This window comes from Streptomyces sp. NPDC107517, from assembly GCF_055582645.1.
The window spans coordinates 434,270-452,569 of record NZ_JBVJPM010000005.1; the positions used below are offsets into that span (position 1 = coordinate 434,270).

Here is an 18,300-nt window from a genome sequence, read left to right on the forward strand (position 1 = left end):
CGGGCGCGGGGCTTCGCCTTTTCCGGACGTTTCCCGGGAGCTGGAACGCAACGGACGAAACGGACTGCGCAACGTTCGTCCGCACCCGCACGCACCACGCAACGTTCATGCATGTATACGCAAGGTTGCTGCATTACAGCTGGGAAGAGAAACCCTTTAGAGTCGACCGCTGTACGTGGCGTGGCGGGGAGGCCTGCACGGCGGTTCCCCGGTCTGGAGTGGGCTGTCGATGCTTGCTGTTCTCGGCACGCGCCCACCTGACCGGCAGCGATGAAGGAGCCAGCCCGTGCTCGACCACGGCGCACCACCGCGCACCCGAACAACCGAGACCCCCACCCCGGGCCTCGGCTCCAGGCTGATGCGGCGCAAGCCGGTGGAAGCCCTGGTCGCGGAGGGTGGTCAGGGTGAAGGCGGCAGTCTGCGCCGCTCGCTCGGCATGTGGCAGCTGACCATGATCAGCATCGGCGCCACGCTCGGCACCGGCATCTTCGTGGTGCTCGGCGAGGCCGTCCCGAAGGCGGGTCCCGCGGTCACCCTGTCGTTCGTGATCGCCGGTCTCACGGCCCTCTTCTCGGCGCTCTCGTACGCGGAACTGGCCGGGACCATACCGGTCGCGGGATCCTCCTACTCGTATGCGTACGCAACGATGGGCGAGCTGATCGCCTGGATCTGCGGCTGGTGCCTGGTCCTCGAGTACGGCGTGTCGGTCGCGGCCGTCGCCGTCGGCTGGGGCGAGTACCTGAACGAGCTCCTGGACGGCACGATCGGCGTCACGATCCCCGACGCCCTGTCCGCGCCCCCCGGCGACGGCGGCATCTTCAACCTGCCGGCGCTGATCGTCGTACTCCTCGCGATGGCGTTCCTGCTCGGCGGCGCCCGTGAGTCCGCCCGCGCCAACACGATCATGGTCGCCGTCAAGATCGTGGCACTGCTGCTGTTCTGCGCCATCGGCATCAAGGGCTTCCAGTCCGGCAACTACGAGCACTTCATGCCGCTCGGCATGGCCGGAGTGAGTGCGGCCGGCGCGACGCTCTTCTTCTCGTACATCGGCTTCGACGCGGCCTCCACGGCCGGCGAGGAGGCCAAGAACCCGCAGCGCGATCTGCCGCGCGCCATCATGCTCTCCCTCGTGATCGTCACCGCGCTGTACGTCCTCGTGGCCGCCGTCGCCGTCGGCGCGCGCCCCTGGAAGCAGTTCAACGACTCCGAGGCCGCCCTGGCCGGGATCATGAAGGACGTCACCGGGCAGTCGTTCTGGGCGACGCTGCTCGCCGCCGGCGCCGTCATCGCCATCGCGTCCGTCGTGCTGACCGTGCTCTACGGCCAGACCCGCATCCTGTTCGCGATGTCCCGCGACGGCCTCGTGCCCAAGGTGTTCTCGAAGGTCCACCCGAAGACCGGCGCACCGCGCGCCAACACGGTGATCGTCTCGCTGTTCTGCGGTGTCCTCGCCGCCGCGATCCCGCTCGGCCAGCTCGCCGACGCGACCAGCATCGGCACGCTCTTCGCGTTCGCGCTGGTCAACATCGCGGTCGTGGTCCTGCGCCGCACGCGCCCCGACATGAAGCGCACCTTCCGCGTGCCGCTCTCGCCGGTCCTGCCGGTGCTCGGCTTCGGGTTCTGCGTCTGGATGATGGGCAGCCTGTCCACCGTCACCTGGGTGGTCTTCGGCGTGTGGATGGCCGTCGGCCTCGTGTTCTACTTCCTGTACGGGGCCCGTCGCTCCCGACTCGCCTCCGCGCCTGCCCAAGAGAAGTGAACCGCTCGCCTTGCTGAACGATCTCGACGAACGCATCGTGCACGCCCTCGCCGAGGACGCCCGCCGCTCCTACGCCGACATCGGCCAGCTCGTCGGCCTGTCCGCGCCCGCCGTCAAGCGGCGCGTGGACCGGCTGCGGGCCACCGGAGCCATCACGGGTTTCACGGTGAGGGTCGACCCGGCCGCGCTCGGCTGGGAGACCGAGGGGTTCATCGAGATGTACTGCCGCCGCAACACCTCGCCCGAGGCCATCAAGCGCGGCCTGGAGCGCTACCCCGAGGTCGCGTCCGCCTCCACCGTCACCGGTGACGCGGACGCGATCGTCCAGGTCTTCGCCTCGGACATGCGGCACTTCGAGCGGGTCCTGGAACGCATCGCGGGGGAGCCGTTCGTGGAGCGGACCAAGTCTGTGCTCGTCCTGTCGCCTCTGATGCGGCGCTACACGTCGGGCTCGCCCGCGTAGCGCCTCGCTGGGTGGGACACGCCGTGGCGCCACGGCAGCACCGTGAAGTCGCCGGTGCCCTGCTCGACCGTCCAGAAGGTGCCGCCGAGCCCAGGCTCGGCGGCACCTTCGTCTTTTCCGTGTCGGGGCTCGCCAGGCGCAGACCATGATCCCCGGCCGGCACGTCGGGCCACGGTCGGCTTCCGCTCCGCCGGCTGCGGAGGCCGCCCCGTACGGACAGCGGCCGAGGGCTCACCCGGGCACGCAACAAATCGCTGCCGACAGCCCACCAGGCGCAACAGATCGTACGAGAAGACGCAACAGTCCCGTCTTGTCCCGCCGGTCCGCGCAAACGTACCGTCTTATCCGGTTCCCCTCCCCTTTTCGCACGCTCCCTAGGACGCCCATGCCGCCGCTGCGCACCGCCCTGCTCCAGAGCTCCGGCCGCCCCGGGTCCGTCGCCGAGAACCTCAAGGTGCTCGACGAGGCCGCGGGCCGCGCCGCCGCGACCGGAGCCCGGCTCCTGGCGGCCCCCGAGATGTTCCTGACCGGGTACGCGATCGGCGACGGCGTGGCCCGCCTCGCCGAGCCCGCCGACGGGCCCTCCGCGCAGGCCGTCGCCGGGATCGCGGCCCAGCACGGCGTCGCCGTTGCCTACGGCTACCCCGAGCGCGACGGGGAGCTGGTGTTCAACTCGGCCCAGCTGATCGCCCCCGACGGCACCCGCCTCGCGAACTACCGCAAGACCCACCTCTTCGGCTGCTTCGAACGCGACTCGTTCACGCCCGGCGACCAGGCCGTCGTCCAGGCCGACCTCGACGGTGTCCGCATCGGCCTCATGATCTGTTACGACGTCGAGTTCCCGGAGAACGTGCGCGCGCACGCCCTCGCCGGCACCGACCTGCTCCTCGTACCGACGGCCCAGATGCACCCGTACCAGTTCGTCCCCGAGGCCCTCGTGCCCGTGCGGGCCTTCGAGAACCAGATGTACGTCGCGTACGTCAACCGGGTCGGCCAGGAAGGGGAGTTCGAGTTCGTCGGGCTCTCCACGCTCGCCGGCCCCGACGGTGTCGCCAGGGCGCGCGCCGGCCGTGGTGACGAGCTGATCTGTGCCGACGTGGACCCCGCCTTCCTGGCCGCGTCCCGCGACGCCAACCCGTACCTCAGCGACCGCCGCCCGGGCCTGTACACGCCGCTGATCTGAGCCCCGAGCCGTCGCCCCGAACCTTCAGTACCTCAGTTCCCGCAAGGAGTCCGTACCCCATGACGTCCACGGTGCCCAACGCCGTCCAGCACACCGACGCGCAGCCCCCCATCACGATGTTCGGGCCGGACTTCCCGTACGCGTACGACGACTTCCTCGCGCACCCCGCGGGCCTCGGCCAGATACCCGCGACCGAGCACGGCACCGAGGTCGCGGTCATCGGCGGCGGCCTCTCCGGCATCGTCGCCGCGTACGAGCTGATGAAGATGGGCCTCAAGCCCGTCGTGTACGAGGCGGACGAGATCGGCGGCCGGCTGCGCACCGTCGGCTTCGAGGGCACCCCTTCCGAGGCCGCCGGGCTGACCGCGGAGATGGGCGCGATGCGTTTCCCGCCGTCGTCGACCGCGCTCCAGCACTACATCGACCTGGTGGGCCTCGAGACGCGGCCCTTTCCCAACCCGCTCGCCCCCGAGACCCCGTCGACCGTCGTCGACCTCAAGGGCGAGTCCCACTACGCGAACACCGTCGACGACCTGCCGCAGGTCTACCGCGACGTCATGAACGCGTGGAACGCCTGCCTCGAAGAGGGCGCCGACTTCTCCGACATGAACCGCGCGATGCGCGAGCGCGACGTGCCCCGCATCCGCGAGATCTGGTCGAAGCTCGTCGACAAGCTCGACAACCAGACGTTCTACGGGTTCCTCTGCGAGTCGGAGTCCTTCAAGTCCTTCCGGCACCGCGAGATCTTCGGGCAGGTCGGCTTCGGCACCGGCGGCTGGGACACCGACTTCCCGAACTCCATCCTGGAGATCCTGCGCGTCGTCTACACCGAGGCCGACGACCACCACCGCGGCATCGTCGGCGGCTCCCAGCAGCTGCCGCTGCGCCTGTGGGAGCGCGAGCCGGAGAAGATCGTCCACTGGGCGTACGGCACCTCGCTCGCCGAGCTGCACGACAGCCGGAAGCCGCGCCCCGCCGTGACCCGGCTGCACCGCACCGCGGGCAACCACATCACGGTCACCGACGCGTCGGGTGACATCCGCACCTACCAGGCGGCGATCTTCACCGCGCAGTCCTGGATGCTGCTGTCCAAGGTCGCGTGCGACGACTCGCTCTTCCCGATCGACCACTGGACGGCGATCGAGCGCACCCACTACATGGAGAGCTCGAAGCTCTTCGTCCCGGTCGACCGGCCGTTCTGGCTGGACGAGGCCGTCGACGACAGGGGAAATCCGACCGGGCGGGACACGATGTCCATGACGCTCACCGACCGCATGACGCGCGGCACCTACCTGCTCGACGACGGCCCGGACAAGCCGGCCACCATCTGCCTGTCGTACACCTGGTGCGACGACAGCCTGAAGTGGCTGCCCCTGTCGGCGAACGAGCGCATGGAGGTCATGCTCAAGTCGCTCGGCGAGATCTATCCCAACGTCGACATCAGGAAGCACATCATCGGCAACCCGGTGACCGTGTCCTGGGAGAACGAGCCCTACTTCATGGGTGCGTTCAAGGCGAACCTGCCGGGCCACTACCGCTACCAGCGCCGCCTGTTCACGCACTTCATGCAGGACCGCCTCCCCGAGGACAAGCGGGGCATCTTCCTCGCGGGCGACGACATCTCCTGGACGGCGGGCTGGGCCGAGGGCGCCGTGCAGACCGCGCTCAACGCCGTCTGGGGCGTGATGCACCAGCTCGGCGGCGCGACGGACGCCGGCAACCCCGGCCCCGGCGACGTGTACGACGAGATCGCTCCGGTCGAGCTGCCCGAGGACTGACGGGCGTGCGGGCCCCGGCGGACGCCGGGGCCCGCACCGCTCAGACCCCGGCCTCGCGCGCCGCCGTGTACACCTCGGCCGCGACATCCGTCAGCTCGTCCGCGTCACGGACGAGGCCCTGGAGGTCGATCAGCATCTCCTCGAGGCCCACCGCGCTGTGCGCGACCAGGTCCTCGACGATCTGCGCGACGCTGCCCTGGAACGGACGGCGGTCGTCGCCCTTGTACTCGTCCCGCGTGTAGACCGTGTTCACCCGCAGCACGCTCTGGATCGGCTTCTTGCGGCCGCGCTCCTCGGCCAGTTCCTGCAGACCGCGCCACTGCTTCGCGAGCTCCTCCGCGCCCGCGGCCGCCGGCATCCAGCCGTCCGCGCGGTCCACGAGCCGCCGGGCGGCCTTCGGGCTGTTCGTCGGCAGCAGCACCGGGATCGGCCCCGCGGGCTTCGGCCCCACCTCTGACGGCGCGATCGTCGTCAGCTCACCCTCGTAGCTCACCGGGTCGGGGCCCCACACGGCCTCGAACACGTCGAGGAGCTCGTCCAGGACCTGGCCTCGCTTCTCGAACGGGGCCACGGAAGCGGCCGCGTACTCGTCGTGGGACCACCCCGTGCCGATGCCGGCGACGACGCGGCCACCGCTCGCCGCGTCCAACGAGGCCAGTGCGCGTGCCAGTTGGAACGGCACGTGCAGAGGGCCGATCAGCACGCTCGTGCCGAGCCTGGCCCGCTCGGTGACGGCGGCGGCCAGGGTGAGCGAGACCAGCGGGTCGGCGACCGAGCGGTACTGGTCCGGCCAGGGGAGGCCCGGGATCCCGTACAGGCCCTGGCGTGCGGGCTCGGGGAACAGGATCCGCTCGAAGACCCACAGGCTCTCGTATCCGATCTCCTCGGCGGCACGGGCCACCGCCGGGATGTCGCGCCCGATGTCGTACTGCTTCATCTGGGGAAGGCTGAGGCCGAGTCGGGTCGCCATGCCGGTGCTCCTTCGCGTTCGCATCTGGGATCACTCGCGTAACTCGTCGTCAACGTACAGCGATCACGAGGGAGTTCCGCGGCGAAGGCGGGCGCGTGGCCGGATCAGTCCGGCAGAGGTGTGAGCATCATGCGGCCGACCAGCCCAACCGAGGTGTCGAGGCGCCGGACGAACTCCTCGGTGACGTCCGGGAATTCACGCAGAACCCACAGGGCGCGGGCCGCGGCCCAGGCGCCGTCCCGGGCGCGCTCCAGGGTCCAGGAGCCGAGCAGATGGGTGAGGGGATCGGCGATCTGGAGCAGATCGGGGCCCGGCATCAGATCTTCGCGGATGCGCTCCTCCAGCGAGACGAGGAGGTCGCCCACGCGGTCGAACTCATCCTCCACGTCGGCCGGTTCGCAGCCGAGCGTACGGCAGGTGTCCACGACGGCGAGCGCCAGATCGTGGCCGATGTGCGCATTGATGCCCGCGAGCGCGAACTGCAGCGGGCGTACGCCCGGATGACGCCGGTACTGGAGCAGCGGGCGCCAGCAGGCGGGCGGACGGTGGTCGGGGGAGGGGGTGCCGACGGCCGCCAGATAGCGCCCGGCGAAGCGAACGTCCAGCGTGGTCGCGGCTTCGGCGTCGGCGAACCGGCCGCCGTCGATGTGCCGGTCGATCTCTTCCGTGACGGACAGATAGACGCGGTTGAAGACGGCCACGCCGTCGCAGGCGGGCCAGCACGCGGCCAGCTCACGCATCCGGGCCAGCACGGAGTCGACCCCGCGCGCGGCGGGCGTGCACTTCGCGAACCGTTCCAACTGCGCCATGGGGGCAGGTTCTCAAGCCTAGGCTGGCGCGCGTGCCGCCTGGCCGGGGGCTTCCCCAGAACGAGGGAACGGGCCGGGCACCGTGCGTGGGGGAAGGGGAGAACAGCGTGTCAGGCTTACGCGCGCAGCGACTGGCCGAGCGTCGCGCCGGGCGCAGGGGCGCGGCCCGCCGGGGCGCCATGGCGGCGGCGGCGACGCTGGTCGCCGCGGTCGGCACGGTCGCCGGGGTGGTGTCGGCGCTCGACGGGTCCGAGGGCGGTGATGTGGCGCGGCCCCGGGTGACGCGCTCGCCCGACCTGCTCCCGCTGCCCGCGGTACCGACCGTGACACCGGCGTCGGCCTCAGCCGGCCCGTCGGTCTCCCCGTCGCATGCGAAGACACCGAAGCAGAAGCCGAAGCCCACCCCCAGGGCGTCCGACGGCCGGTCCGCGGCGCCCGCCTCCACACGTCTGTACCGGCACACCGACTCCCAGGTGCTCGACTGGGTGAGGGCCAACCGCTCGGACCCGCGGCGCGCCCTCATCGAGTCCCGGATCGCCGCCCGGCCCGCCGCGGTCTGGTTCGCCGACTTCACGCCGGGCACCATCACGTCCCGGGTGCGCGCGGTGACGGCCACGGCGGCGCGCGAGGGCCGGGTCCCGGTGCTCGTGCCGTACGCGATTCCCGAGCGCGACTGCGGAGGCGCGTCGGAGGGCGGGGCGCCGGACATCGCCGCGTACGACAGCTGGGCGCAGAAGTTCGCGGCGGGCCTCGGCTCCGGCGAGGTCGTCGTGATCCTGGAACCCGACGCGCTCTCCCAGACCGAGTGCCTCTCCGGCGGGCAGCTCGCCGACCGGTACGCGGCGCTGGCCCGCGCGGGCCGCGCCTTCAAGACGGCGAACCCCAGGGCGCGGGTGTACTACGACGCCGGGCACTCCGACTGGAACCCCGCCGGCACCCAGGCGGTCCGGCTGCGGGCGGCGGGCGCCGCGTCGCCGGCCTCGTCGGACGGCATTTTCACGAACGTCTCCAACTTCAACCGCACGTCCGCCGAAGTGGCCTACGCCCGCCGGGTCCTGGCGGCGATGGGCGGCCCGCCGACCCTGGGCGCCGTGATCGACACCAGCCGCAACGGCAACGGCGCCCCGGCGGACGGCGCCTGGTGCGACCCCTCGGGCCGCAAACTGGGGCAGGCGCCGACCCTGAACACTGGAGAGCGCGGGATCGACGCCTACTTGTGGGTGAAACTGCCGGGGGAGTCGGACGGCTGCAAGGGCGAGCCGGGGTCGTTCACCCCCGACTACGCCTACGACTTGGCGGACTGACCGTCGGAGGAATCGCCGGCCGCGTCGTCGTACGAAGAGGTCCCCTCGTCGAGCAGGGGTTCCTGCGTCTTGAGGTGCGCGGGAGCCATGGCGCGCAGCGCGTGGTAGCCGGTGATGACGACGAGCGTGCCGAGGGCGATGCCGCTCAGCGAGAAGTTCTCGGTGAACTTCAGGGAGACGTTGCCGATGCCGATGATGATGCCCGCCGCGGCCGGCACCAGATTCAGCGGATTGCGCAGGTCCACCTTGGCGTTCATCCAGATCTGCGCGCCGAGCAGGCCGATCATGCCGTAGAGGATCACGGTGATGCCGCCGAGGACGCCGCCCGGGACGGCGGCCACGATCGCGCCGAACTTCGGGCACACGCCGAAGAGCAGTGCGAATCCGGCGGCCGCCCAGTACGCGGCGGTCGAGTAGACGCGGGTCGCGGCCATCACGCCGATGTTCTCGGAGTACGTGGTGTTGGGCGGGCCGCCGACCGCGGTGGAGAGCATGGAGCCGACGCCGTCGGCGGAGATCGCGGTGCCGAGCTTGTCGTCGAGGTTGGTGCCGGTCATCTCGCCGACGGCCTTGACGTGTCCGGCGTTCTCGGCGATCAGCGCGATCACGACGGGCAGCGCGACGAGGATCGCCGACCACTGGAACGACGGGGCGTGGAAGGAGGGCAGGCCGATCCATTCGGCCTTGCCGACGCCGGACAGGTTCAGGCGCCAGTGGTCGACGGCCTCGGCGCCGCCGGTCACGGAGTGGATCCGGCCGAAGATCCGGTCGAACACCCAGGAGATGCCGTAGCCGAAGAGCAGCCCGAGGAAGATCGCGATGCGGGACCAGAAACCGCGCAGGCACACCACGGCCAAACCGGTGAACAGCATCACGAGAAGCGCGGTCCACTGGTCCTGCGGCCAGTACGTCGACGCCGTCACCGGCGCGAGGTTGAAGCCGATCAGCATGACGACCGCACCGGTGACGACCGGCGGCATGACGGCGTGGATGATCCGCGCGCCGAACTTCTGCACCGCGAGCCCCACCAGGAACAGCGCGATGCCGACCACGAAGACCGCTCCGGTCACCGTGGCGCTGGTCCCGCCCTGTGCCCGGATCACCGCGGCGACGCCGACGAAGGAGAGCGAGCAGCCGAGATAGCTGGGTACGCGGCCACGGGTGGCGAGCAGGAAGATCACCGTGGAGACGCCGGACATCATGATCGCGAGGTTCGGGTCGAGACCCATCAGGACGGGCGCCACGAAGGACGCGCCGAACATCGCGACGACGTGCTGGGCGCCGAGTCCGAACGTGCGCGGCCAGGACAGCCGCTCGTCCGGGCGCACGACGGCGCCTGGAGCCGGGGTGCGCCCGTCGCCGTGAAGTTTCCAGCGCACACCGAGGTCCATGTGAGTTCTGCTTTCTGTGGTGCTTTTGTGGCTCGAAATGATCGCCGCCATGTTAATGCGCCGTAAGGCCACTTTCGCGCCATGCCCGGCGGCCCCGATCCCATCCGTGAATCCCTGCCGGAGGCATTGCCACGCCCACCTCGACGCCCTACGCTCGCACGGCTCAATCCATGAACGTCGTTCAGATATGTGATGGGAGTTGTGATGCGTCCCAGATTCCGTATGCGTCTCGGTGCTCTGCTCACCGCGGCGGCGGCCCTCGCCGCCGTCGCCGCCGTCCCCGTGCCGGCCCAGCCCGCGACGGCCGGCGTGAGCGCCCCGCGTACCGCCGTCCTCGACGGTGAGCGCCTGCTGCGGACCAAGCAGCGCCTCGACCACGGCGACCCGCAACTCAAGCGCGCGGTCAGGGACCTGACGGCCCGCGCCGACACCTGGCTGGACCAAGGTCCCTGGACCGTCGTCGACAAACCGAAGCCCGCGCCCGGCGGTGACGTCCACGACTATCTGAGCCAGGCCCCCTACTGGTGGCCCTCGCAGACGCCCACGGCCGACAACCCCTGGGGCTGCCCGTACGTCCAGCGCGACGGACAGCGCAACCCCGAGGTCGACACCGGGACCGACCGCCAGGACGTGGAGAAGGTCTTCGACTCGACGTACGACCTCGCCCTCGCCTGGTACTACACGGGCCGCAAGGAGTACGCGGAGAAGGCCGCCACGGTCCTGCGCACCTGGTTCCTCGATCCGGCGACGCGCATGAACCCGAACCTGGACCACGCCCAGTTCATCCCCTGCAAGTACGACGGCCGTGCCATCGGCATCATCGACTTCTCGCAGTCGTACACCAGCGTCACCGACGCCGTCGCCCTCCTCGGTACGGGTGCCCCCGGCTGGTCGAAGGGTGACCGCTCGGCGATGGGGGAGTGGAACAAGGACTTCCTCGGCTGGCTCGTGGACGGCGATTTCGGCAAGGAGGAGGGCGCCGCCGAGAACAACCACGGCACGTTCTACGACCTCCAGGTCGCGGCCCTCGCCTACGCCACGGGCGACACCGCCCTCGCCCGCCGCACGGTCCTCGACGCCCGCACCAAGCGCATCGCCCCGCAGATCGCGGGCGACGGCAGCCAGCCGCAGGAGCTCGCCAGGACCCGTAGCTGGCACTACTCGACCTTCGACCTCGTCGCCTACACCCGGCTCGCCGCGATCGGGCGGCATGTCGGCGTGGACCTGTGGTCGTACCGGGGCCCGGACGGGCAGAGCCTGTTCAAGGCCGTCGACTATCTGCTGCCCGCGGCCACCGGGGCGACGGCATGGCCGCACCCCGAGCTGGAGTTCCACCGGTTCGCGGCGAGCGACGTCGTGCACGCGGCCGCCGACGCCGGGAGCGCGGCGGCGAAGCGAGCGGTCCCGCACCTGGAGACGCCGCCCGGCGGGGACCTGTGGGCGCTGCGCCCCGCGGCCGAACAGCTGGACTCGATCGCGGGCTAGACGGGTCGCGCCGCGCCCCCGACCTGCCCTTCTGAGCGTTTGCTTAGTTCAGGGTCGTACGATGGGGCTCTTGTACATACCGCAACAGGAGCCCCACCCGTGACCGCCGAAGCCCTCGCCCGCCCCGCCCAGTCCTACGGTCAGCTCGTCCCCGTCACCGTCCACTTCGACGACCTCGACGCGCTCGGCCTGCTCCACAACGCCCGCTACCCGGTGATGGCCGAACGGGCCTGGTCCGCGCTGTGGGCGGAGCGCGGCCTCGCCTTCGAGGGCGACTGGGTGGCGGCCGGCGACTTCTGCAACGCGGTCAAGGAGCTGCGCATCACCTACGACGCGCCGGTCAACCGCCCAGGCCCGTACGCCGTGCACCTGTGGCTCGACCGGCTCGGCACCACCGGCCTGACGTACGGCTTCCGCTTCTGCTCGGCGGACGGTGGGACGACCTACGCCCACGGCACCCGCGTACTCGTCCGCCTCGACCCGGCCACCCTGCGCCCCGTCCCCTGGAGCGAGATGTTCAGGACCCTTGGCCGTGAGCTCCTGCGGACGCAGGACTGACCTCGGCCTGCTTCGTTCGCCTACGGTCCCCCGTGCGCAGCACCCCCGCGAACACCGCGAGCCCGCACGCCAGGAACGTCACCAGGCCGAACGACACCACCAGGCTCGTCGCGTCGGCGACCGTCCCGATCGCGGAGGGCGCGATGAGGCCCGAGGTGTACGTGATGGTGGCGACACCGGCGATGGCCTGGCTCGGATTCGGCCCGCTGCGACCCGCCGCCGCGAAGGCGAGCGGCACGACGACCGCGATCCCGAGGCCCATCAGGCCGAATCCGGCCATCGCGACCGCCGGGTTCGGCGCCACGACGACGAGCAGTCCGCCGAGCGCGGCGCCCACGCCGCCGACCCGCACGGTGCGCACCGCGCCGAACCGGTCCACGATCCTGTCGCCGACGAGCCGCGCCACGGCCATCGTGAGCGTGAACGCGGTGGTGCACGCGGCAGCGAGTCCGGCGGACGTGTCGAGGACGTCCCGCAGATAGACCGCCGACCAGTCCAGGCTCGCCCCCTCGGCGAAGACGGCACAGAAGCCGACAGCGCCGATCAGCAACGCCGACCTGGGAGGCAGCGCGAAGCGCGGCGGCGGCTCCTCGTCCTCCGTCGGGCGCAGGTCCAGCACGCCTCCGCACGCGATGAAGCCCACGACCGTCAGCGTCGCCGCGGCGAGCAGGTGGTGCAGCCGGGCGTCGGAGCCGAGGTGCGCGGCCAGCGTGCCGGCCGCCGAACCGATGAGGGCGCCCACGCTCCACATGCCGTGCAGGCTGGACATGATCGACCGGTCCAGGCGGTTCTCGACCTCGACGCCCAGCGCGTTCATCGCCACGTCCGCCATGCCCGCCGACGCGCCGTACACGAAGAGAGCCGCGCACAGCACGAGCAGATTCGGTGCGAGCGAGGGCAGGATCAGCGCGAGCGTCCACAGGGCGAGCAGGCCGCGCAGCGCCGTGCGCGCGCCGAACCGATGGCTCACCCAGCCCGCGAGCGGCATCGCCACCGAGGCGCCGAGCGCGGGGAAGGCCAGCGCGACACCGAGCTGGCCCGCGCTGACCCCCGCGTGGTCCTGGATCCAGGGCACCCGGGTCGCGAAGGACCCGGTGACCGCTCCATGGACGCAGAAGACGGTCGCGACCGCATAGCGTGCGCGCTTCAACTCCCTTGCCCCATAACCGACTTCGCTCATCCGGCGTGTCCCTCCCGATACCGTGCCCAGGCTGCTGGCGTAAACTATCAGGAACCCTGCCTGATAAATAGTCGGTTTCCCAGCTGTCGCCCCCGTACGGCCCCGGTTCCGGCAGTGAAGGCGATCTGGAAGGATCCGCGCCATGCCCGCATCACCGAGTACCGCCAGGGCCATCAACGACCGGCTCGCGCTGCGCCTCCTCCAGAGCGAAGGGCCTCTGACCGCCGGGCAGTTGAAGGAGCTCACCGGCCTGTCCCGGCCCTCCGTCGCCGACCTCGTCGAGCGGCTCACGGCCCAGGGCCTGATCGAGGTCGTCGGGGAAGCCGGCGCCCAGCGCCGCGGCCCCAACGCCAAGCTCCACGGCATCGTCTCCGGGCTCGCCCATCTCGCCGCGCTCGACGTCCGCACCGAGGGTGTCACCCTCACCGTCGCCGACCTGGTGGGCACGGTCCTCGCCGAGGCGTCCGCGCCCATCGACGACGAGGAAGGCACCGGCCCGGCCGTCGAACGGGCCGTCGCCCTGGTCGAGCGCACCGCGAAGGAGGCGGGCGCCGAGCCCCTGCACACCGTGGGAATCGGCGCCCCCGGCCTCATCGACCCCGTCACCGGTGAACTCCGTGACTCGTCGGGCCTGCCCGAGTGGCACCGCCGCCTCGTCGCCGCCCTCCACGAACGCCTGCCCGCCCGCGTCCTGGTCGAGAACGAGACCAACCTCGCCGCCCTCGCCGAACAGCGCGACGGCGCGGCCCGCGACCGCGACACGTTCGCCCTGCTCTGGCTCGGCCACGGCATCGGCGCCGCGGTCGTCCTCGACGGCGTCCTGCGCCGGGGGGCGTCCGGCGGCACCGGTGAGATCGGGTTTCTGCCGGTGCCGGGGACATCAGGACTCCCGTCCGCGACCGGGTGCGACGGAGGCTTCCACTCGCTGGCCGGATCCGCCGCCATCGCCGAACTCGCCCGTGCGCACGGCCTGGTGGGCCCGGCGCCCGCGCCGGGGGAGCCGGCCGCCGCGGCGCTCGTCCGCGAAGCGGTGCGCGCGGAGCCCGGGACGCCCGCCGCGCGCTTCCTCGACGCACTCGCCGACCGGCTCGTCCTCGGCGCCGCCTCCGTCGTCGCCGTCCTCGACCCCGGCTGCCTCGTCCTGGGCGGCGAGGTCGGCCGCGCGGGCGGCGACCGCCTCGCGGCCCTGGTCGCCACCCGCCTCGCCGCCATGTCCCCCCTGCCCACGGAGGTGCGCGCCGGCGCCCTCGGCGGCGGCGCGGTGCTGCGAGGAGCGCTGCTCATGGCGCGTGACGGGGCGCAGGACGACCTCTTCGCGCCGACGGACCGCTGACCCCGCGCACGCACCCGGGTCAGCTCGCGGGCAGCCGCCGCGCGAGGAACTCCTCGAACGTGCCCTTGCCCACTGCCCGTTCGGGCGTCAGATGCCCGCCGTCCCGCATGCCCCGGTACGCCTTCCCGGCCAGGCGCACCTCGACGACCGGCCGGCGCCGACGGCTCGCGCGCAGGTAGGCGCGGGCCAGATCCGGGGCCCTGCGCACCTCGGGACCGCCCATGTCCGCCACGCGCCCCGCAGGTGCGCCCGTCGCCAGCTCCGTCAGGCGGTCGGCCACTTCGCCGACCTCGACCGGCTGGTCGGCGACCCCCGCGGGAAGGAGCATCACCGGCAGCTTGGCCAGCGCCTGAAGGCCCTGGAACACCAGGTCGTGGAACTGCGTCGTGCGCAGCACCGTCCAGCCGAGCCCCGACCCCTCGATCAGCTTCTCGACCGCGAGCTTGGCCTTGTAGTAGCCGAGCGGCACCCGGTCCACGCCCACGATCGAGATGTACAGCAGATGCGGCACCCCGGCCCGCCGCGCGGCCTCGATCAGATGCCCGGCCGCCTTCTCGTCACCGCCGCGCGGCGTGCTCGCGCAGTGCACGATCGCGTCCACACCCGCGACGGCCTCGTCCAGTGCGGGCCCACCCTCGCGTAGGTCCACCGCGTACGGCCGAGCGTGCCGGCTGAGCACGCGCACCTCGTGCCCGCCCGCGCGCAGCCGCTCGGCGACGAGCCTGCCGAGGGTTCCCGTGCCGCCGGTCACCAGGATCGTGGTCATCGCAGTTCAGCCCCTTCGCACACCGGACGCTCCACGGTGGCACGTCCCTCGCCGGGTGAGACCGGTGACGGCGCGAAAATGTGACATCGCCCGTGAGGTGCCTCAGGATTGCGCCGACGCGCCGGCGACCTCGGCGGTTGCGATCGTCACGCTCTTGCCCCGGCAGAGGGGACCGCCCGGAACGCTGCGCGAGTCCATGTACACGGCCTGTGAGCCAGCCCACAGCCGATCACCCGTTTGGCCCACGCGGGGACGTGGCACACTGGCCCTGTACCAGAAGCAGCGCACTCCGGGGTCGGTGAAAGTCCGAACCGGCGGTTACAGTCCGCGACCCGGTCGCTTCCAGCGGCCGGTTGACCAGGTGAAATTCCTGGACCGACGGTTAAAGTCCGGATGGGAGGCAGTGCGCGGCGGGCGGGCATTCGTGCGCGCCGCCGTCTGTTTCGACGTGTCCTCAGGGGCAGGTCTCATTCGGCGTCGGCCTCGATGTCCTCGCCCGTACGTTCTGTCGCCGTATCGCGACAGTGCCCCGGAGTCCGTGCCCGAAGAGGCAGGAGGACCCGGTGGCCCCCACTTCCGCAGTGCCCGCCCGGCGAGCAGCCGTGCGCCCGCACGCGTCCTTCGCTCCTTCAGGAATCCCCGCCGGCCCTGAGGCGTTGCGCCTCACCGCCACCCTTGTCGGCCCCGCGGCCCCTGCAGCGAAGGAGCACTGAAGTGTTCACCGGAATCGTCGAAGAGCTGGGCGAGATCACTGCCGTCGAGGAACTCGGCGACGCCTCCCGCTTCAGGCTGCGCGGCCCCGTCGTCACCGAAGGGGCGCGGCACGGCGACTCCATCGCCGTCAACGGCGTCTGTCTGACGGTCGTGGAGCACGAGGGCGACGAGTTCACCGCCGACGTCATGGCGGAGACCCTCGACCGGTCCAGCCTCGGCGCCCTCGCGGTCGGCTCCCGGGTCAACCTGGAGCGCCCCACCGCTGTCGGCGCCCGCCTGGGCGGACACATCGTGCAGGGCCACGTCGACGGCACGGGCAGCATCGTCGAGCGCAAGCCGTCGGAGAACTGGGAGATCGTCAAGGTCTCGCTCCCGGCGCACCTCGCGCGCTACGTCGTCGAGAAGGGCTCCATCACCGTCGACGGAGTGAGCCTCACGGTCGTCGACGCGGGCCCCGACTACTTCACCATCAGCCTCATCCCCACCACCCTCGCCCTGACCACGCTCGGCCTCAAGCAGGCCGGCGACCCGGTCAACCTCGAGGTCGACGTCATCGCCAAGTACGTCGAGCGGCTGCTCGGCGACCGTGCCCAGGAGGCGACCAAGTGAGCCTGAACTGGCTGAACTCCGAGGCGTTCACGCTCTTCGGCCAGCACATCATGTGGTCCGACATGATCGGCAACATCGTCGGTCTGGTCGCCCTGGCGCTCGGCTGGCGCCGCTCGATCTGGACCTGGCCCGCGCAGCTCGTCTCCGGCCTGATCCTCCTCACGGCCTTCGCGACCGCCCACCTCTCGGGCAGCGCGGGCAAGCAGCTCGTGGTCATCGTCGTCGCCGCGTGGGGCTGGTGGCAGTGGAACCGGGGCAAGGGGCAGGCCCAGGACGGCTCCCTCGCCGTCCGCTTCGCCACCTGGCGCGAGCGCGGCTTCCTGCTGGGCGCCGCCGCACTCGGCACCCTGGCGGTCGGCGGCCTGTTCACCGCTTTCCCCACGCTTTCGTGGGACCCCTGGCCGGACGCGTACATCTTCGTCGGCACGATCGTCGCCATGTACGCCCAGGCGCGCGGGATGGTCGAGTTCTGGTTCGCCTGGCTGCTCGTCGACCTGGTGGGCGTACCGCTGAACTTCGCCAACGGATTCGCCTTCTCCGGTTTCGTCTACGTGATCTACGGCGCGCTCGTCCTGTGGGGCATGCGCGACTGGTGGCTGCGGTCCCGCTCGGCCTCGCAGCCCGCCCTGGAAGGAGCACCGGCATGACCTCCCACCCGTCTCCCACCACCGCCCTCGACGAGGCGCTGCGCGCCGCCCCTTCAGGCACCAGCGTCTGGTACAGCACCTCGCACGACGAGGACACCTCGGACCTGTCGCTCGACCCCGTCGAGCAGGCGATCCGCGACATCGCGAACGGCCGGCCCGTCGTGGTCGTCGACGACGAGGACCGCGAGAACGAGGGAGACCTCGTCATCGCGGCCGAGAAGGCCACCCCCGAGATCGTCGCCTTCATGATGAGCGAGTGCCGCGGCCTGATCTGCGCTCCCATGGAGAGTGACGAGCTGGAGCGCCTCCAGCTGCCGCAGATGGTGGAGAACAACACCGAGTCGATGCGCACGGCCTTCACGGTCTCCGTCGACGCGGGCCCCGCGCACGGCGTGACCACCGGCATCTCCGCCGCCGACCGCGCCACCACGCTCCAGCTCCTGGCCGGCGGCACCGCCGAGGCCGGCGACTTCGTGCGGCCGGGCCACATCTTCCCGCTGCGCGCCAAGTCCGGCGGCGTCCTGGTCAGGAACGGCCACACCGAGGCCGCCGTCGACCTCGCCCGGCTCGCGGGCCTGCGCCCCGCCGGGGCGATCGTCGAGATCGCGGGCGAGGACGGCACGATGCTGCGCCTGCCCGAACTGATCCCGTTCGCCCGCAAGCACGGCCTGACGATCATCTCCATCGAGGACCTGATCGCCTACCGCCGCTCCTCCGAGCCGACGGTCCGCCGCGAGGCCGAGGTCAATCTCCCCACCGCCTTCGGCGACTTCACCGCGTACGGCTACCGCTCCACGGTCGACGGCGTCGAGCACGTCGCCCTTGTCCACGGCGAGATCGGCGACGGCGAGGACGTTCTCGTCCGGGTCCACTCCGAGTGCCTCACCGGCGACGTCTTCCACTCGCTGCGCTGCGACTGCGGCCCCCAGCTGGAGGAGTCGATGCGGCGCATCACCGAGGAGGGGCGCGGCATCGTCGTCTACCTGCGCGGTCACGAGGGGCGCGGCATCGGCCTGCTCTCCAAGCTGCGCGCCTACGAGCTTCAGGAGCGCGGCCGCGACACGCTGGACGCCAATCTGGAACTCGGCCTGCCGGCCGACTCGCGGGACTACGCGGCGGGCGCCCAGATCCTCGAGGACCTCGGCGTGCGCGGCCTGCGACTGCTGACCAACAACCCCGACAAGACCGACGCGCTCGTGCGGCACGGCCTCAAGGTCGTCGTCCGCGAGTCCATGCCGGTCCAGGCGGGCGAGCACAACCTCCGTTACCTGCGCACCAAGCGGGACCGGATGGGCCACGACCTGCCCTGGCTGGACGCCCCCGCGTCCACGACCTGCGCGAACCAGTAGCC

General features: G+C 71.4%; 16 protein-coding genes and 1 riboswitch. Of the genes, 11 read left to right on the plus strand and 5 right to left on the minus strand.

Annotated features, from left to right (window positions below; genetic code table 11):
• Nucleotides 1-286 precede the first annotated feature (286 nt).
• From ACZ67T_RS15485 to ACZ67T_RS15500, 4 genes are all read left to right on the plus strand, one after another.
• Nucleotides 287-1,759 carry an amino acid permease gene (locus ACZ67T_RS15485; RefSeq protein WP_469984304.1) on the plus strand — a complete coding sequence of 491 codons (1,473 nt, stop codon included), beginning with the start codon at nt 287-289 and terminating at the stop codon, nt 1,757-1,759.
• Between the two features lie 10 nt (nt 1,760-1,769).
• Nucleotides 1,770-2,222, plus strand: a complete 453-nt coding sequence (locus ACZ67T_RS15490; RefSeq protein ID WP_100597439.1) for an Lrp/AsnC family transcriptional regulator — start codon at nt 1,770-1,772, stop codon at nt 2,220-2,222.
• Nucleotides 2,223-2,616: 394 nt separating this feature from the next.
• Complete coding sequence (locus ACZ67T_RS15495; RefSeq protein ID WP_469984422.1) at nt 2,617-3,405, plus strand: carbon-nitrogen hydrolase family protein; 789 nt, start codon at nt 2,617-2,619, stop codon at nt 3,403-3,405.
• A 59-nt stretch (nt 3,406-3,464) separates the two neighbouring features.
• Nucleotides 3,465-5,183 carry a flavin monoamine oxidase family protein gene (locus ACZ67T_RS15500; protein WP_469984305.1) on the plus strand — a complete coding sequence of 573 codons (1,719 nt, stop codon included), beginning with the start codon at nt 3,465-3,467 and terminating at the stop codon, nt 5,181-5,183.
• A gap of 40 nt (nt 5,184-5,223) precedes the next feature.
• On the opposite strand, the gene ACZ67T_RS15505 is transcribed toward ACZ67T_RS15500, so the two are convergent.
• The gene (locus tag ACZ67T_RS15505; protein WP_469984307.1) at nt 5,224-6,153 is read right to left on the minus strand and encodes an LLM class F420-dependent oxidoreductase; all 930 of its coding nucleotides are present in this window, start codon (nt 6,151-6,153) and stop codon (nt 5,224-5,226) included.
• Nucleotides 6,154-6,257: 104 nt separating this feature from the next.
• The gene (locus ACZ67T_RS15510) at nt 6,258-6,962 is read right to left on the minus strand and encodes a DUF5995 family protein (protein WP_469984309.1); all 705 of its coding nucleotides are present in this window, start codon (nt 6,960-6,962) and stop codon (nt 6,258-6,260) included.
• A gap of 179 nt (nt 6,963-7,141) precedes the next feature.
• Between ACZ67T_RS15510 and ACZ67T_RS15515 the strand changes: the two genes are divergently transcribed.
• Nucleotides 7,142-8,266 (plus strand): glycoside hydrolase family 6 protein, encoded by a 1,125-nt coding sequence (locus tag ACZ67T_RS15515; protein ID WP_469984424.1) that lies wholly within the window; start codon nt 7,142-7,144, stop codon nt 8,264-8,266.
• Here the strand turns inward: ACZ67T_RS15515 and ACZ67T_RS15520 are convergent.
• Nucleotides 8,248-9,657 carry a uracil-xanthine permease family protein gene (locus tag ACZ67T_RS15520; protein ID WP_469984310.1) on the minus strand — a complete coding sequence of 470 codons (1,410 nt, stop codon included), beginning with the start codon at nt 9,655-9,657 and terminating at the stop codon, nt 8,248-8,250. The two genes, ACZ67T_RS15515 and ACZ67T_RS15520, sit on opposite strands and share 19 nt — an antisense overlap.
• A gap of 204 nt (nt 9,658-9,861) precedes the next feature.
• Here ACZ67T_RS15520 and ACZ67T_RS15525 point away from each other — a divergent pair, with 204 nt between their 5' ends.
• Together ACZ67T_RS15525 and ACZ67T_RS15530 are read left to right on the plus strand one after the other, a co-directional pair.
• A complete protein-coding gene (locus tag ACZ67T_RS15525) occupies nt 9,862-11,142 on the plus strand; it encodes an alginate lyase family protein (protein WP_469984311.1) in 1,281 nt (426 codons plus the stop codon).
• A 99-nt stretch (nt 11,143-11,241) separates the two neighbouring features.
• On the plus strand, nt 11,242-11,700 hold the full coding sequence (locus ACZ67T_RS15530) for an acyl-CoA thioesterase (protein ID WP_469984313.1): 459 nt from the start codon (nt 11,242-11,244) through the stop codon (nt 11,698-11,700).
• Here ACZ67T_RS15530 and ACZ67T_RS15535 read toward each other — a convergent pair.
• On the minus strand, nt 11,660-12,880 hold the full coding sequence (locus ACZ67T_RS15535; RefSeq protein ID WP_469984314.1) for an MFS transporter: 1,221 nt from the start codon (nt 12,878-12,880) through the stop codon (nt 11,660-11,662). The two genes, ACZ67T_RS15530 and ACZ67T_RS15535, sit on opposite strands and share 41 nt — an antisense overlap.
• A gap of 142 nt (nt 12,881-13,022) precedes the next feature.
• Between ACZ67T_RS15535 and ACZ67T_RS15540 the strand changes: the two genes are divergently transcribed.
• On the plus strand, nt 13,023-14,213 hold the full coding sequence (locus ACZ67T_RS15540) for an ROK family transcriptional regulator (RefSeq protein WP_469984316.1): 1,191 nt from the start codon (nt 13,023-13,025) through the stop codon (nt 14,211-14,213).
• Between the two features lie 19 nt (nt 14,214-14,232).
• On the opposite strand, the gene ACZ67T_RS15545 is transcribed toward ACZ67T_RS15540, so the two are convergent.
• Nucleotides 14,233-14,979 (minus strand): SDR family oxidoreductase, encoded by a 747-nt coding sequence (locus ACZ67T_RS15545; RefSeq protein WP_469984318.1) that lies wholly within the window; start codon nt 14,977-14,979, stop codon nt 14,233-14,235.
• A gap of 280 nt (nt 14,980-15,259) precedes the next feature.
• Nucleotides 15,260-15,390, plus strand: a riboswitch (FMN riboswitch).
• Nucleotides 15,391-15,693: 303 nt separating this feature from the next.
• Between ACZ67T_RS15545 and ACZ67T_RS15550 the strand changes: the two genes are divergently transcribed.
• Genes ACZ67T_RS15550 through ACZ67T_RS15560 form a run of 3 tightly spaced genes read left to right on the plus strand, consistent with a single transcriptional unit; the run spans nt 15,694 to nt 18,298 of the window.
• A complete protein-coding gene (locus ACZ67T_RS15550; protein ID WP_100597450.1) occupies nt 15,694-16,302 on the plus strand; it encodes a riboflavin synthase in 609 nt (202 codons plus the stop codon).
• A gap of 2 nt (nt 16,303-16,304) precedes the next feature.
• The gene (locus ACZ67T_RS15555) at nt 16,305-16,949 is read left to right on the plus strand and encodes a nicotinamide mononucleotide transporter family protein (RefSeq protein ID WP_469984425.1); all 645 of its coding nucleotides are present in this window, start codon (nt 16,305-16,307) and stop codon (nt 16,947-16,949) included.
• Nucleotides 16,946-18,298: a bifunctional 3,4-dihydroxy-2-butanone-4-phosphate synthase/GTP cyclohydrolase II gene (locus tag ACZ67T_RS15560; protein ID WP_469984320.1), complete on the plus strand. Its 1,353-nt coding sequence runs from the start codon at nt 16,946-16,948 to the stop codon at nt 18,296-18,298. Before ACZ67T_RS15555 ends, ACZ67T_RS15560 begins: the two co-directional genes overlap by 4 nt.
• Nucleotides 18,299-18,300 lie beyond the last annotated feature (2 nt).